The 15,482-nt window shown below is 63.6% G+C and carries 15 protein-coding genes; 14 read left to right on the forward strand and 1 reads right to left on the reverse strand.

Annotation, left to right across the window (positions count from 1 at the left end; all coding sequences use genetic code 11):
• Positions 1-296 precede the first annotated feature (296 nt).
• From G3574_RS26965 to G3574_RS27030, 14 genes are all read left to right on the forward strand, one after another.
• The gene (locus G3574_RS26965; RefSeq protein ID WP_163968663.1) at positions 297-1,829 is read left to right on the forward strand and encodes a UxaA family hydrolase; all 1,533 of its coding nucleotides are present in this window, start codon (positions 297-299) and stop codon (positions 1,827-1,829) included.
• Positions 1,830-1,881: 52 nt separating this feature from the next.
• The gene (locus G3574_RS26970) at positions 1,882-3,057 is read left to right on the forward strand and encodes a fumarylacetoacetate hydrolase family protein (RefSeq protein WP_163968664.1); all 1,176 of its coding nucleotides are present in this window, start codon (positions 1,882-1,884) and stop codon (positions 3,055-3,057) included.
• A 28-nt stretch (positions 3,058-3,085) separates the two neighbouring features.
• Entirely contained in the window at positions 3,086-3,841 is a 756-nt protein-coding gene (locus tag G3574_RS26975) for an SDR family oxidoreductase (RefSeq protein ID WP_163968665.1), read from the forward strand.
• A gap of 22 nt (positions 3,842-3,863) precedes the next feature.
• Entirely contained in the window at positions 3,864-4,724 is an 861-nt protein-coding gene (locus tag G3574_RS26980; RefSeq protein WP_163968666.1) for a fumarylacetoacetate hydrolase family protein, read from the forward strand.
• A gap of 49 nt (positions 4,725-4,773) precedes the next feature.
• On the forward strand, positions 4,774-5,532 hold the full coding sequence (locus G3574_RS26985) for an SDR family oxidoreductase (protein ID WP_163968667.1): 759 nt from the start codon (positions 4,774-4,776) through the stop codon (positions 5,530-5,532).
• A 43-nt stretch (positions 5,533-5,575) separates the two neighbouring features.
• Complete coding sequence (locus tag G3574_RS26990; RefSeq protein WP_163968668.1) at positions 5,576-6,517, forward strand: 3-hydroxyacyl-CoA dehydrogenase; 942 nt, start codon at positions 5,576-5,578, stop codon at positions 6,515-6,517.
• 77 nt (positions 6,518-6,594) lie between these two features.
• Positions 6,595-7,728, forward strand: a complete 1,134-nt coding sequence (locus G3574_RS26995; RefSeq protein ID WP_163968669.1) for an ABC transporter substrate-binding protein — start codon at positions 6,595-6,597, stop codon at positions 7,726-7,728.
• 79 nt (positions 7,729-7,807) lie between these two features.
• On the forward strand, positions 7,808-8,692 hold the full coding sequence (locus G3574_RS27000; protein WP_163968670.1) for a branched-chain amino acid ABC transporter permease: 885 nt from the start codon (positions 7,808-7,810) through the stop codon (positions 8,690-8,692).
• A complete protein-coding gene (locus G3574_RS27005) occupies positions 8,689-10,494 on the forward strand; it encodes a branched-chain amino acid ABC transporter ATP-binding protein/permease (RefSeq protein WP_163968671.1) in 1,806 nt (601 codons plus the stop codon). Before G3574_RS27000 ends, G3574_RS27005 begins: the two co-directional genes overlap by 4 nt.
• Positions 10,487-11,227 carry an ABC transporter ATP-binding protein gene (locus G3574_RS27010; protein WP_205609960.1) on the forward strand — a complete coding sequence of 247 codons (741 nt, stop codon included), beginning with the start codon at positions 10,487-10,489 and terminating at the stop codon, positions 11,225-11,227. The genes G3574_RS27005 and G3574_RS27010 overlap by 8 nt, the downstream gene beginning before the upstream one ends.
• A gap of 120 nt (positions 11,228-11,347) precedes the next feature.
• Positions 11,348-11,638: a DUF427 domain-containing protein gene (locus G3574_RS27015; protein WP_163968673.1), complete on the forward strand. Its 291-nt coding sequence runs from the start codon at positions 11,348-11,350 to the stop codon at positions 11,636-11,638.
• Between the two features lie 173 nt (positions 11,639-11,811).
• On the forward strand, positions 11,812-12,540 hold the full coding sequence (locus tag G3574_RS27020; RefSeq protein WP_163968674.1) for a hypothetical protein: 729 nt from the start codon (positions 11,812-11,814) through the stop codon (positions 12,538-12,540).
• Between the two features lie 44 nt (positions 12,541-12,584).
• Positions 12,585-13,208 carry a glutathione S-transferase family protein gene (locus G3574_RS27025; protein ID WP_163968675.1) on the forward strand — a complete coding sequence of 208 codons (624 nt, stop codon included), beginning with the start codon at positions 12,585-12,587 and terminating at the stop codon, positions 13,206-13,208.
• A 208-nt stretch (positions 13,209-13,416) separates the two neighbouring features.
• Positions 13,417-13,956 carry a hypothetical protein gene (locus G3574_RS27030; protein WP_205609949.1) on the forward strand — a complete coding sequence of 180 codons (540 nt, stop codon included), beginning with the start codon at positions 13,417-13,419 and terminating at the stop codon, positions 13,954-13,956.
• Between the two features lie 207 nt (positions 13,957-14,163).
• On the opposite strand, the gene G3574_RS27035 is transcribed toward G3574_RS27030, so the two are convergent.
• Positions 14,164-15,399 (reverse strand): serine hydrolase domain-containing protein, encoded by a 1,236-nt coding sequence (locus tag G3574_RS27035; RefSeq protein ID WP_163968677.1) that lies wholly within the window; start codon positions 15,397-15,399, stop codon positions 14,164-14,166.
• Between the last annotated feature and the right edge of the window lie 83 nt (positions 15,400-15,482).

Genomic DNA, 15,482 nt, shown 5'->3' on the forward strand with positions numbered 1-15,482 from the left:
GCATTCCCCGTTCCGTGCAGGAAACTCGTCGCCGTTACGGAAACCATCGTTGACAAGCAGGGTTGACAAGCCAGAATCCGCGTGGAAGTATTGGTATAGTGGTCTGACCAATTTGCGGCGCCAGGCAGATTTGAAATCGTTATTCATGTCGTCAATCCCGCCCGGGCGGGAATCCCTTGTCGTGCAGAGCTCAAGCGTTGAAACGGGATGCCCGCCTGCGCGGGAATGACAGGGGTATTTGGCTTATCTGCCTGGAGCCTACCTGCCTGGCGCGGAACTTCTGGAGTGACATTGCCATGGAATCAGCAGCACCCATCATCCGGCTGCACGCCGACGATGACGTCGTCATCGCAAGACGCCAGCTGCTGCCCGGCACGGTCATCGCGGCGGAGGGCGTGAAGGTGGCTGCCATGGTGCCGCCGGGTCACAAGCTGGCAACCCGCGCCGTCGCGAAGGGACAGCCGGTGCGGCGCTACGGCCAGATCATCGGCACCGCGAGCGAGGATATCCAGCCCGGACAGCACGTGCACGTGCACAACCTTGCCATGGCCGACTTCTCGCGCGATCCGGCGTTCGGCGTCGATGTGAAGGCGAGCGGTGCGGCCACGCCTGGCGCGACCTTCCTGGGCATCCGCCGGGCCGACGGCAGGGTGGCGACGCGCAACTACATCGGCATCCTGACCTCCGTGAACTGCTCGGCCACGGCGGCACGCGCGATCGCCGATCACTTCCGGCGGGACATCCATCCCGAGGCGCTGGAAGACTACCCCAACGTGGATGGCGTGGTGGCGCTTACCCACAGCCTCGGATGCGCCATCGGCACGACGGGCGACCCGCTCGATACCCTGCGGCGTACGCTCGCCGGATATGCGGTCCATCCCAATTTCGCTGCGGTACTGATCGTCGGGCTCGGCTGCGAAACGAACCAGGTGCAAGGCATCCTCGACGCCCATGGCTTGACGGAGAGCGAGGATTTCCAGGCATTCACCATCCAGGAGACCGGCGGCACCGCCAGGACCGTCCGGCTCGGCATCGAGAAAATCCGGAAGATGCTGCCGAAGGCGAACGCTGTCAGCCGCGAACCTGTCCCGGCCAGCCACCTCGTTCTCGGCCTGCAGTGCGGCGGCTCGGATGGCTACTCCGGCATCACGGCCAATCCCGCCCTCGGCGCGGCGGTCGACCTGCTGGTGAAGCACGGCGGCACCGCCATCCTGTCGGAGACACCGGAAATCTATGGCGCGGAACACCTGCTGACGCGGCGCGCCGTCTCGCGCGGCGTCGGCGAGAAACTGCTGGAGCGCATCGCCTGGTGGGAAGACTATTGCGCGCGCAACCACGCCGAGCTGAACAACAATCCTTCGGCCGGCAACAAGGCGGGCGGCCTGACCACGATTCTCGAGAAATCGCTCGGCGCCGTCGCCAAGGGCGGCACCACCAACCTGGTCGACGTCTATCGCTACGCCGAGCCGGTGGCCGCGAAAGGCCTGGTGTTCATGGATACGCCGGGCTATGACCCGGTCTCGGCAACCGGACAGGTGGCTGGCGGCGCGAACATGATCTGCTTCACCACCGGCCGCGGCTCGGCCTACGGTTGCGCGCCGTCGCCATCGCTCAAGCTGGCCACCAACACCGCCTTGTGGGAGCGGCAGGAAGAAGACATGGACATCAATTGCGGCGGCATCGCGGACGGCAGCGCCACCGTCGAGGAACTCGGCGAACGCATCTTCCAGCTCATCCTCGACACGGCGTCCGGCCGCAAGACCAAGAGCGAACTGCACGGTTATGGACAGAACGAGTTCGCCCCCTGGAATACCGGCGTGCTTACCTAATCGCCGCGCAAGCCGATTCCACTCCACCTCAACGATCGATCAGCCACCTCGCATGACGAATCCACTCGACCCTGGAACCTGCCTGCCGCAGGATCACGCAAATGCCCTGTTGGTGGGACGGGTATGGCAACCCGGCACCGGTCCCGTGCTCGTCAAGGCGGAGGCGGGCGAACTGCTCGACCTCAGCCCCCTCGCCCTTACCTCCGCTGAGTTGTTCGAACTCGACGACCTGCCGTCGCGCCTGCGCGGCGCGCGCGGCCTGCGGCGCGTGGCCGCGTTGCAGGACGTCCTCGACACCTCCTGGGCGGCCGCCGGCAACCCGGACGTTCCACGGCTGCTCGCGCCCTGCGACCTGCAGGCGGTCAAGGCCAGCGGCGTGACCTTCGTTGCCAGCATGCTGGAGCGGGTGATCGAGGAACAGGCGCGCGGCGACGCCTCCCGCGCTGAGGAAGTCCGGCGGATGATCACGTCGGTCATTGGCGACAACCTTTCGTCGGTGGTTCCCGGCTCGCCTGAAGCTATGCGCCTGAAGGAGGTCCTGGTGCAGCAGGGCGCCTGGTCTCAATATCTCGAGGTCGGCATCGGACCGGACGCGGAAATCTTCACCAAGGCCCAGCCCATGTCCGCGGTCGGCTGCGGCGAGGAGGTGGGCATCCATCCGAAGTCGGGATGGAACAATCCCGAGCCGGAAATCGTGCTGGCGGTGAACAGCCGCGGCACCGTCCTTGGCGCGGCGCTGGGCAACGACGTGAATCTGCGCGACTTCGAGGGACGCAGCGCGCTGCTGCTGGGCAAGGCGAAGGACAACAACGCATCTTGCGCCATCGGCCCCTTCATCCGCGTGTTCGACGATAACTTCAGCCTCGATGACGTGCGCCGCTGCGAGATCGCGCTGGAGGTTCGCGGCGCCGGCGACTTCCAGCTGAACGGCCGCAGTTCCATGGCGATGATCAGCCGCGATCCGCTCGACCTGGTATCGCATGCCATGGGGCCCACCCACCAGTATCCCGATGGCATGATGCTTTTCCTCGGCACCATGTTCGCGCCGACGCAGGACCGCCATGGCCCCGGCATGGGCTTCACGCACGAGGTCGGCGACGTCGTGTCGATTTCCACGCCGCGGCTCGGCACGCTGGTCAACCGCGTCGACCACAGCGACCGCATTCCTCCATGGACCTTCGGCACGCTGGCCCTGATGCGCAGCCTGGCCGCGCGGGTCCCATCGTGACCAACTCGCCTTTTCCCAAGGAGCTTTGATGACCGACCGTCTCGCTGGCAAGACCGTACTCGTTACCGCCGCCGCGCAAGGCATCGGGCGCGCATGCGTGGAAGCCTTCCTTGCCGAGGGCGCGCGCGTCATCGCGACCGACCTGAACGACGCCTTGCTGCATGGCCTTGCCGACCTGCCAAGCTGCGATGTACGCAAGCTCGACGTCACAAATGCGGCAGAGATCGGCGCAATGGCAGCGGCAGCCGGCGCGGTCGACGTCTTGCTCAACTGCGCCGGCTACGTCCACCAGGGAACGGTGCTGGAGTGCGAGGACGAAGACTGGGATGCTTCCTTCGCGATCAACGTGACGTCGATGTACCGCACCATCCGGGCCTTCCTGCCGGGCATGCTGGCACGGGGCGACGGGTCGATCATCAACATGGCGTCGGTGGTGTCGAGCATCAAGGGCGCGCCCGCGCGCTTCGCCTATGGCGCGAGCAAGGCGGCGGTGGTCGGCCTGACCAAGGCGGTGGCGGCGGACTTCGTCGCCAAGGGCATCCGCTGCAACGCCATCTGTCCCGGAACGATAGAAACCCCGTCTCTGCACCAGCGCATCGCCGCGCTCTCGCGCAGCAGCGGCCGCACGCAGGAGCAGGTGAAGCAAGCCTTCGTCGACCGGCAGCCGCTCGGCCGCCTTGGCCTGCCGCAGGAAGTCGCGGCCCTGGCGGTGTATCTCGCTTCCGACGAATCCCGCTTTACCACCGGCACGACGCACGTCATCGACGGCGGCATGTCGATCTGAATCCATCTTCTTAGGAGAACCCGTGAAACTATTGCGCCATGGCCCCAAGGGCAAGGAAAAACCCGGCATCCTCGATCCGCAGGGACGGATCCGCGATCTCTCGTCCGTGCTCGGCGACATCACGCCGGAATGGCTGGCCCCGGACAAGCTCGCGCAGTTGCGCGCGCTGAAGACGGACCAGTTGCCGGAAGTCGCGGCGCCGGGCCGGATCGGCACGCCCTACAGCGGCCTGGGCAAGTTCCTGTGCGTCGGCCTCAACTACCGCGACCATGCCGCCGAGGCCGGCATGCCGATTCCCGCCGAGCCCATCCTGTTCACCAAGTGGCAGAACAGCCTCACCGGCCCCAACGACCCGGTGGTATTGCCGCGGAATTCCCGCAAGACCGACTGGGAAGTGGAGTTGGGGGTGGTCATCGGCACCCGGGCGCGCTACGTCAGCATCGAACGCGCGCTGGACCACGTGGCCGGCTATTGCGTGGTGAACGACGTCTCGGAACGCGAGTACCAGCTCGAACGCGGCGGCACCTGGGACAAGGGCAAGGGCTTCGACACCTTCGGCCCCGTCGGTCCCTGGCTGGTCACGGCCGACGAGGTGCCCGATCCGCAGAGTCTCGACATGTGGCTGGACGTGAACGGCAAGCGCTGCCAGACCGGCAACACCCGCACCATGATCTTCGATGTCGCGTTCCTGGTCCACTACATCAGCCAGTTCACCACTCTCATGCCGGGCGACCTGATCTCGACCGGCACTCCGCCGGGCGTCGGCATGGGCATGAAGCCGCCGGTCTTCCTGAAGGCCGGCGACCGCATGACGCTCGGCATCGATGGCCTGGGCAGCCAGGAGCAGCAGGTCCGGGAATACGATGAAGCGCTCCTTGACTAAGCCGGCGATGTTCCGCAACCCCAGGAAGCAATAAGGAAGGATGAACGACATGGCAGCAACGCAACGGATAGCGATGGTGACCGGCGCGGGGTCCGGCATCGGCAAGCATGCGGCCCTCGCGCTCATGCGCGAAGGCTATGCGGTGGTACTTGCCGGACGGCGGCGGGAACCGCTGGAACAGACCGCATCGGAAGGCCGGCAGGCTGGAGGCAGTTCGCTGGTCGTGCCCGCCGACGTGTCCGACCCCGCGTCGGTGCGCGACCTGTTCGCCCAGACCCGCGCGGCCTTCGGACGGCTCGACGTCCTCTTCAACAACGCCGGCATCTTTGCCCGGCCGATGTCGCTGGAAGAGATGAGCTACGAGCAATGGCAGAGCGCGGTAGACATCAACCTTACCGGCGTCTTCCTGTGCACCAGGGAAGCCTTCCTGCTGATGAAGGACCAGCATCCGCGCGGCGGCCGCATCATCAACAACGGCTCGATCTCCGCGCATGCGCCGCGCCCGCATGCGGTGTCGTACACGGCCACCAAGCATGCGATCACCGGGCTGACCAAAGCGGCCTCGCTCGATGGCCGCAAATACGACATCGCCTGCGGCCAGATCGACATCGGCAATGCCGCCACCGACATGACCCACGGCATGCAGACCGGCATGCTGCAGGCGAACGGCAGCGTCGAGCCGGAACCCACCATGGACGTCGCGCACGTGGCGCGCGCCATCGTGTACATGGCCAGCCTGCCGCTGGACGCCAACGTGCAATTCATGACCGTCATGGCGACCAAGATGCCATTCGTCGGCCGCGGCTGATTCAAAAGCCTCATCGAGCGCCATCCATCAAGGACATGAGCACATGGAAAAAATCGCAATCATCGGCGCCGGCCTGATCGGCAGCGCCTGGTCGACCGTCTTCGCGCGGGCCGGATTGCCGGTCACCCTCTATGACGTCGAGCCGCAAGCCCTGGCCGCGGCACGGTCGGCGATCGAGGCCAATCTCGCCAAGCTGCACGGCGCCGGGCTGATCGGCGAAGCCCCGGCGGACATCCAGGCGCGCATCGCCACCGCGACGTCGCTGGAGGAAGCCTTGCAAGGCGGAAGCTTCGTCCAGGAAAACGTCCGGGAAACCGTGGATGCCAAGAAGGCGATCTTTGCCGCCATGGATGCCATCGCCGATCCCGGGGCGATCCTTGCCAGTTCTACCTCGGGCATCCCGGCATCCAGCTTTACCGCGGACCTGCCGGGCCGGGCGCGCTGCCTGGTCGGCCATCCGATCAACCCGCCTTCCATCGTGCCGCTGGTGGAAGTGGTGCCGGCGCCCTGGACCGACCCGGCGGCGGTCGAACGCGCGCGGGCATTGTACGAGCGGGCGGGGCAGGTACCCATCGTGGTCAGGCGGGAAGTGCAGGGTTTCATCGTCAACCGCCTGCAGGGCGCCTTGCTGAGCGAAGCTTTCCGGCTGGTGGAGGATGGCTATGTCAGCAGCGCCGACGTGGACAAGGCCATCAAGGACGGACTGGGCCTGCGCTGGTCTTTCATGGGGCCGTTCGAAACCATCGACCTGAACGCTCCCGGCGGCATCCGGGACTATTGCGGCAGGTACGGTCCGCTCTATCACGACATTGCGAAGCAGGCGGAGCCGCGCGCCTGGAACGATGAGCTGCTCGGCAGGCTGGAGCGCGAGCGGCAGCAGGAACTGCCGCCTGACAGGCGGCAGGAAAGACAGGCCTGGCGCGACCAGCGCTTGATGAATCTGGTGGCGCACAAGCGTGACGCGTCGAAGCAGGAGAAAGGGTAGTTCGCGTGAAGTTGGAATAAACCAGGAGCGGCCCGCAAGCATCGTCGTGGCACGCCCGATAACCATTGGAGACAGGCATGAATACGAAAATCGCTTCCTTGTGGGCCGCCGCCTTGACGGCCTTGTCATTCCAGGCCCAGGCCGCCGATCCGATCAAGATCGGCCTGATGGCGGAGAGCACCGGCGCGAACGCGGAGGCCGGCGTCTACCAGATCAACGGCGCGAAGATGGCGCTGGAAGAGATCAACAAGGCGGGCGGCGTGCTTGGGCGGCAGCTCGAGCTCAGGATAGAGGACAACCAGAGCTCCAACCCCGGCTCGGTGCTCGCCATCTCCAAGCTCACCAGCGGCGGCGACATCACCGCTCTCATCGGTTCCGTGCGCAGCACCCAGATCCAGGCGGTCGCGCCCACCGTGATGAAGGCCGGCCTGCCCATGGTCGTGGGCGGCACCGACTATGGCCTGACCCATTCCAACAACCCGTGGATCTTCCGCGCCCGGCCGAATGACAGCTATTCGGCCAAGGTCATCGCCGACTATGGCGTCAATACCCTCAAGCTCAAGAAATGGGCGATCGTGCATTCGACCGATGCCTTCGGCAACGGCGGCAAGACCCTGCTCACCGAAGCCTTGAAAGGCATGGGCATCACGCCGGTCACGGTGCAGGGCTTCACCAGCAACTCGCAGGACTTCACGCCCATCGTGCTCGCCATCAAGCAGGGCGGGGCGGACGTCCTGACCAGCTACATCGCCAATTCGACCGACGTCGGGATCTTTGCCAAGCAGCTGCGCCAGCTTGGCGTCAACGTGCCGTATGTCGGATCGCCCTCGGTCTCGACCGATACCGCGATGAAGCTTGCGGGCAATGCCTTGTACGGCACGTACTCGATCGCCGACTTCGCGGTCGATTCCAGCCCCGAGGCGCAGGAATACGCCAAGAGGTACAAGGAAAAGTACAAGCTCGAACCCGACCTGTATTCCGCCTGGGCCTATGACGCGGTGCAGGTGCTGGCGCTGGCGATCAAGAACGCCAACAGCACCAAGCCCGACGACATCAAGAAGGCGCTGCACGCCATCAAGGGCTACAAGGGGGCGGAAGGCACCTACAACTTCGACAAGAACGGCGACGGCCTGCACGGCTACAACATCGTCAAGAACGAAAACGGCAAGATCGTCTTCGTGAAGCACATCGACTTCACGCCGAAGGAGTAATCCCCGCGCCTGCCCGCGGCACGGCTGCCATGCAACGGCGCCGTGCCGCGCTTCCTGAACATTCAAGGAGAAGCGGGACATGGATTCCCTCGCGATCAACCTGCAGATACTGTTTTCCGGGCTTGCGATCGGCGCGGTGTACGCGCTCGTCGCGCTTGGCTTCGTGCTCATCATCCGCGCCACCAACGTCGTCAACTTCGCCCAGGGCGATTTCGCGATGCTCGGGGCGTTTGCCATGATGACCATGCTTACCGGCCTGAACCTTCCGTACTGGCTGAGCCTCCTGCTCACGCTGGCGGTGATGGCGGTGTTCGGCGTGCTGTTCAACTACGGCGTGTATTACCCCTTGCGCAACCGTTCCTACCTGCCGGTCATCATCAGCACGCTGGGCGCATCGGTCTTCCTGCAGAACACCGTGCTGGCCGTCTTCGGGCCGCAGCCGAAGCCGCTGGAAAAGGTCTTCGAAACGCCGGGCTTGTCGGTCGGCGGCGTGTTCCTCGACACGCAATACCTCGTCATCATCGCGGTGACGGTCATCGCCGTGGCCTTCCAGTATTTCTTCTTCGAGCACACCCTGATCGGAAAGAAGCTGCAGGCCACCTCGCAGGACAAGGACATGGCGCGCCTGCTCGGCATCCCGGTGGCATGGATGATCGCCCTGACGTTCATCTACAGCGCAACCCTGGGCGGACTGGCGGGCGTGCTGGTCGGCCCGATCCTGTTCGTGTCGATCGGCATGGGATCGACCATCGCGCTGAAGGCGTTCTCGGCCACCGTGATCGGCGGTTTCGGCGACGTCACGGGGGCGATCATCGGCGGCCTGCTGCTCGGCGTGGTCGAGAGTTTCGCCGGCGCCTACATCTCGGTGCCCTACAAGGACGCCTTTGCCTTCCTGCTGCTGTTCATCTTCCTGCTGGTACGTCCGCAGGGAATTTTCGGCGAAAAGATTTCGGAGAAAGCATGAGACAGCCGACAGCCGTTCTCGACCCGGCAGCCGCGCGCCAGCCGCCCCGCCTGCCGGTCATGTTCTACCCGCTGGCGCTGCTGGCGCTGTGCCTGCCGCTGATTCCCTACGTCTTCAGCGTGAACCATTACGTGCTGAACATCTTCATGCAGGCGGCCACCTACGGCGTCGCGGTGCTCGGCATGACGGTGGTGCTCGGTTACACCGGCCAAATCAACCTGGCCCAGGCCGCGTTCTTCGGCCTGGGCGCGTATGCGGTCGCGCTCGGCACAGTGGCCTACAACCTCAGCTTCTGGGTGGCGCTGCCGATCGGGATCGCGCTCGCCGCGCTGGCCGGCTTCGTGCTCGGCCTGACCACCCTGCGCCTCGGCGGCCATTACCTCGCCATGATCACCATCAGCTTCCAGCAGATCTTCGACCTGGTGATGGTGAACTGGGCCGACGTGACGCGCGGGCCGGACGGCGTGGCCGGCATCGGCCGGCCCTCCCTGTTCGGCTACCAGCTCACCGATGACCGCGCCTACCTGGTCTTTTGCGCCGCGGTACTCTACCTGATGCTGTTCTTCGTGTGGTGGCTGCCCCGCACCCGCCTCGGCCGGGCCATGCGCGCTGTGCGCGAGAACGAGATGGCGGCGGAAGTGTCCGGCGTGCCGACGCTGATGATCAAGGTCATCGCCTTCACCCTCTGCGCCGCGCTGGCAGGCATCGGCGGCGCCTTGTACGCAGCCGGGTTCGCCTATGTCAGCCCGGACAATTTCAATTTCCGGGTCTCCGTCGACTTCCTGACCATGGCGCTGCTCGGCGGCGCGCAATCGCCGTTCGGATCGGCGCTGGGCACGATGCTGCTCATTCTCCTGCCCGAATGGCTGCGCTTCCTGAAGGAGATCTACCTCGCGGCCTACGGACTTGCGGTGATCCTCATCATGGTTTTCATGCCGGAGGGCATCTGGGGGATCGGCAAGGCGCTTTGGCAGAACGTGTCGCGGCGGGTCCGGCGGCCCGAGGAAGCGGTGCCGGAACGGGTCGATGCCCTGCAGCTCGACGTTGCCGTCACCGATGCCTCGCCCATCCTCCACCTGCAAAACCTGAAGAAGCACTTCGGCGGCGTCAAGGCGGTCGACGACCTCGACATCAAGGTCCGGCGCGGGACGGTGCATGCGCTCATCGGGCCCAATGGCTCGGGAAAGACCACCACCCTGAACGTCCTGAACGGCATCTACATGCCGACCGGCGGAACGGTGTTCGTCGACGGACGGGACGTGACCCACGCGGCCCCGCACGTGAGGGCGTCGCATGGCGTCAGCCGGACCTTCCAGAACATCCGCCTCTTCCCCGCGCTGTCCGTGCTGGAGAACGTGATGGTCGGCGCCCAGCGCGCGAACAACCCGATAGCGCCGGGCACCGCCAGCCTGCGCGCACGCGCGCTTGCGGCGCTCGGCTTCGTCGGACTGGCCCACCAGGCCAACGCCATCGTCCGCAACCTGCCTTACGGACACCAGCGCCTGGTGGAAATCGCCCGCGCCCTGGCGGGACATCCCAAGCTGATCCTGCTCGACGAACCGGCGGCCGGCCTGAACCAGACGGAAAAGCAGGAGCTGGTCGGCTTGCTCAAGCGCCTGCGCGGCCACGGCCTGACGATCTTTCTGATCGAACATGACATGGGCCTCATCCAGCAGGTCGCGGACCATATCACGGTCCTGAACTTCGGCAAGAAGATCGCGGACGGAACGCCGGAAGAGGTCCTGCGGCATCCGGAAGTCATCAAGGCCTATCTCGGGGAGGCTGCCAATGCCGCTGCTTGAACTGCGCAACGTGACGAGCCACTACGGCAACGTCCAGGCCCTGAAGGGGATTTCCCTGACGGTCGAGAAGGGAGAAATCATCACGCTGCTCGGCTCCAACGGCGCGGGCAAGAGCACGACCCTGCGCACGATTTCCGGCCTCGTGCCCGGCAGCGGCGGCGAGATCCTGTTCGAGGGACGGCCGATCCACAACCTGCCTGCAGAGGACATCGTGCGCCTCGGAATCGCCCATGTGCCAGAAGGCAGGCGGATCTTTCCCGGATTGACCGTCACCGAAAACATCATGCTCGGCGCCTCGAACCGCAAGCATGTCTCTAAGGCCGAGCTGCGCGCGGGGGTTGACGAGATGTTCGCGATCTTCCCCGACCTGCAGCGCCTGTCGAAGGCGCTGGGCTGGAGCCTGTCCGGCGGTCAGCAGCAGATGCTCGCCGTTGCCCGCGGCCTGATGGCGCGGCCGGCCTTGCTGATGCTGGATGAGCCCTCCCTCGGCCTGGCGCCGATCATCGTGCAGCAGCTCTTCTCCGTGATCCGCGACATCCGCTCGCGCGGCACCACCATTCTTCTCGTCGAGCAGAACGCCAACATGGCGCTTGCCGTGGCGGATCGCGGCTATGTGCTGGAAACCGGCACCCTGACGGTCAGCGGCAGGGCGAGCGAGCTGTTGAGCAATGAGGAGGTCAGGGCAGCGTATCTTGGAGGACGGAAGCCCGCGCCCGACCGGGTGCCATCCTGACCCGCGTCATTGCCATCGGGTAATCGTCCACGGCCCCAGCAGGGACCGCAAGGCCTCGCTTAGAATAAGCCTTCAGGCATCTCCCGAAACCGTCTTTGACCGAGCAAGAAAGGAACCGCCATGCCAACTGCCGTGTGGAACGACACCGTGATCGCCGAGGCGCCGCAGGACGCCGTCAAGATCGTCGAAAACAACGTCTACTTTCCACCCGACGCCGTCGACCAGTCGCACCTGGTTCTCAGCGATACGCAGACCCGCTGCCACTGGAAAGGAACGGCAAGCTACTACCACGTGAGCGTCGATGGGAAAATCAACCGGGATGCGGCGTGGGTCTACCGGAACCCGTTGCCCGAAGCCGGGGAGATCGCCGGGCACATCGCATTCTGGCGGGGCGTCGACGTGTCTCGCTAGGCTCTCCGTCGGGCGCAAAGGGAATTGTGGCTGGCGCCAGAGGCGTGCAGGTAAATCAGCGGGTGCAGACAAGCCGATCTTGCACGGACTGAATGGAACGCTCCATATAGTTGCCTGAATGGAACAAGTCCAGTAAGCTGCAATCGTCATCCGCAACACATCCCTGCCTGAACATGCGTACTTTCCTGGCCTCTTTCGCGCTGGCCCTGCTATGTGCCGCGGGCGCGGCGCAGGCTGGTACCGGCTATTATCTCGTCACGGTCTATGAACAGGAAGGCGAGCGCGCGGTCGACTTTCGTTTCTGGTCGGTGCATACGGCTAGCGGGGCCACAATCTCGTCGCCGGAACTGGGCGTTTCCTGGAGTCCCACCCGGGAGTGGTACGCCAACGTGCGGGCCATCGGCTTGCACACCTCGTTCTCGGGCAACCAGTTCCTGGGGATCGGACTGCAAAACGATTTTCTGCTGACCCATGGGCAGTATCCCTTCGACCTCGCCATCCATACCGACCTTACCCATTTCAGAGACGGCGCGAACGGGAATGAAATCGAATTCGGGCCGGTGCTCCAGACGGAATACGGACGCACGCAGATCAACGCGAACGTGCTGTTTTCGCGTTCCTACTCCGTGCCGCAACCCGAGCCGTTGGAGATGCAATACCAGTGGCAGGCACGATACCGGTTCAGCCAGGCCGCGCAATTCGGTTTGCAAGGATTCGGCGAACTGGGCAAATGGAATGATTGGGATCCACAACGCTTGCAGTCGCATCGTATCGGCCCGGTATTCGCGGGAGAGGCGCCGGCAGGGAAGCATGCTTGGAAATACGAGTTTGCCTATTTCATCGGCAAGGTGCGCGCCTCGCCGGCCAAGACCTTCAGCATGCGGATTCAGGCAACGTTCTGACGTCACCGCATACCGTGCAATAACGTTCACCGGCAAATCAAACGATGATCACGATCTACGGCAACGCCGATTCAGTCAACGTACAAAAGGTGCTTTGGTGTTGTGAAGAAGCTGAGATCGCGTATCGACGGATCGACGCCGGCCGTCATTTTGGCGTCGTCGACACAGCGGAATTCCGCCGCTTGAATCCGAATGGACTCGTACCCACGATCGAAGATGCCGGCTATGTCGTGTGGGAGTCGAACGCCATTGTCAGGTATCTCGCTGCGAAATACTCAAGCGGCCAACTGTGGCCGCATGAAGCCCGGCAGCGGGCCGATGCTGACCGCTGGATGGACTGGGCGAATTCCACCTTATGGCCGAGTCTGCTGCCGCTCTTTCGTGCGTACATGCGTACGCCTCATGACCAGCGCGATTACGGGCGAATCGAACAGCATGTAATCCAAGCGCAAAGCACAATGTCTATCCTTGACGGTCACCTGGCTGGCCAACCGTACGTCGGTGGTTCTGTGTTTAGCATGGGTGATATCGCCGTTGGTTGCGCAGCCTGGCGATGGTTTGCACTGCCAATTGCGCGCGCACCGCTGGCCAACTTGGAGCGATGGTTTCAGCGCTTGGCCGAACGCCCGGCATTCCGAAAAATCGTCATGGTCCCATTGATAACCTGACCCAGCGTCGTCATTGGGCGACCCGTCGCCATCTGCATTCATTCGGCTCTTTGTTCAACTGCTATTGATTCGGCAATCTATTTGTGAAAGCATCCTGCAAAATGCTTGGCATGTGAACCGATCGCACCCCAGCCCAGGCATTTGGCATGGTTTCAGCTCGCAGAGTACCAACGACTTTCCGCTCGACTTCATGAATACAGACTTATCCATGGCAACAGCAAGTTCATACCATCCCAGTCTTGCGCTGGGCGGCGTTTTCCTGTCCCTTTTTGGTGCCGCGTGGTTGGCTGCAGCCTGCTTTGCATATGCTGGAGCCAATTTGCCGATGTTTGCCACCGTCGCGATTCTTTGCCTGTTGATGACCATGTGGGCGATCCTTACCTTCCGGTCGCGCCGCCGCTTGTTTTCCGGCGTCACTGACAGGACAGCAGGCGCTCGCGTCCGACGAGGATTCGCAGTTGTGAACATAGTGCAGTGGTCGTGTATCGGTATCGTGGTCCTGGTTCTGGCGTTGACCGATCATGCGGCCTGGATCATGCCCTCTGTAATCCTGATCACGGGGTTTCATTTTTTTCCGCTTGCGAAGCTCTTGCGCTATCGAGGCTATAACGTTACTGGGACAGGGCTGGTATTGGTGGCAGCGCTATACATACTGTTCGGCGGTGCAGGCTACAGCGTTGCGCTAACCCTATTGGCAACGGGTGCCATCTTGTGGACAAGCGCGATTGCGCTGCTATGCGCCATGTAAGCCGGTTGCCACGGCGGGCATCGCCATTGACCGTGGTGAAAACTAAAACGCCGGCATGGTCACGAAGCAATCCACCAGCAGGTCTGGGCAATACCCGTGGCTATCGTCGACTTGGCATCTGACACTGAGATCCCTGCATGCCCTGGCTGCGGCATTCAGGAACGGACGCCAGTTCACGGCCACTACCGACAAGGCATGCAGCCAACGTCAAGATTCCATATCATCCAGCACTGCGGCGACAATGCGGCCAACCGCTTTCTGTATCGCCGGCGAGCCATACTCGCCGGCGGTGACGACGACGGTCAAGTCCAGCGCGGGCACAACGGCTATGCGCTGCCCGCCGTTGCCGATTGCCGCGCTCCAGCGCAGTGTCTTGCCGTGCCAATCCACGGTGCCGTTCCACCATTGGTAGCCGTAGCCGACGTCGCCGCCTTTCATGCCCATGAAAGCAAGTCTGGCCGGTACATGCTGTCGTTGCATGTCGGCAATCCAGGTCTGCGGCACGACCTGCCGACCCTGCCAGCGACCCTGGGCGTTCGCCAACCGGCCTAATTTGAGCATGTCGCGTGGCAGAAGGCGCAGGCCGGCATAGGCCATCGGGACGCCTCGCAGGTTGGGTACCCATTCCCAGCGCGTAATCCCGAGCGGACCGAACAGGTCTTCCTGCACGAGCTGTTCGAGCGGCCTGCCGTTGACACGCACTAGCAGGTCCGCTAGTACCATGGTCGCCCCACCGGCATAATTGAACACCTCGCCCGGCCTGGTTACCAAGGTGCGATTGAGGTAATACGACACCGCTTGTCGTCGCCAAAGCAACGGCGTTTCGCTGCTGGTCAACCAACCATGTGACATCTCTTGCCACTCCAGCCCTGCGCTCATGGTCAGCAGATGTTGCACCGTGATCTCTTCGCGTCCCTCAGTACGGAGACTCCCCAACTCAGGGTAATGGTCGAGCACCTTGTCGCTTGCATGCAGCTGTCCGCGCCCGATCGTGATGCCGGTCAGCAGGCCTATCACGCTTTTGCTTACCGACCGCACGTCATGTAATGTATCAGCGGAAAATGAGGCAGCCGTGCCAGGTAGAAGCTGAGCGATCAGGGAAGAATTGATCGGCGTGTCCGTACCGTTGCGATAAATTTCGGCCAGCAGTTTGCCATGGCGTTCCACCAACAAGCCATGCACATTGTCGGAGCCGCCGGCAACGTCCCGCAAGGTGTTGCAGAGCTTATCCGGCGAAAAACCCAGTGACGCCGGCGGCGCCACTTCCCAGGAACTATCAGCCGTCGGGAGTGTGCACGGGTCTGCCGCACTGCGGATTGCCACGGCGGCGTTTTCATTGCCTGTGTGTTCCCTGGTCACGCCAGGCGTTCCCGCACAGGCGGTCAGCAAAATGAGGCATGAGCACACAAGAACAAGCTTCAAAGACGGCGAAAATGCACGCATGACCGATCCTGTTGAATGATCCGCCGGCGGTGGGCCAGACGGAGTCATCGATCATAACTTGCGCGTAGCGGTACGGCCATCCC

It is taken from the genome of Noviherbaspirillum galbum (assembly GCF_010974945.1).
GTDB classification, from domain to species: Bacteria; Pseudomonadota; Gammaproteobacteria; order Burkholderiales; family Burkholderiaceae_D; genus Noviherbaspirillum; species Noviherbaspirillum galbum.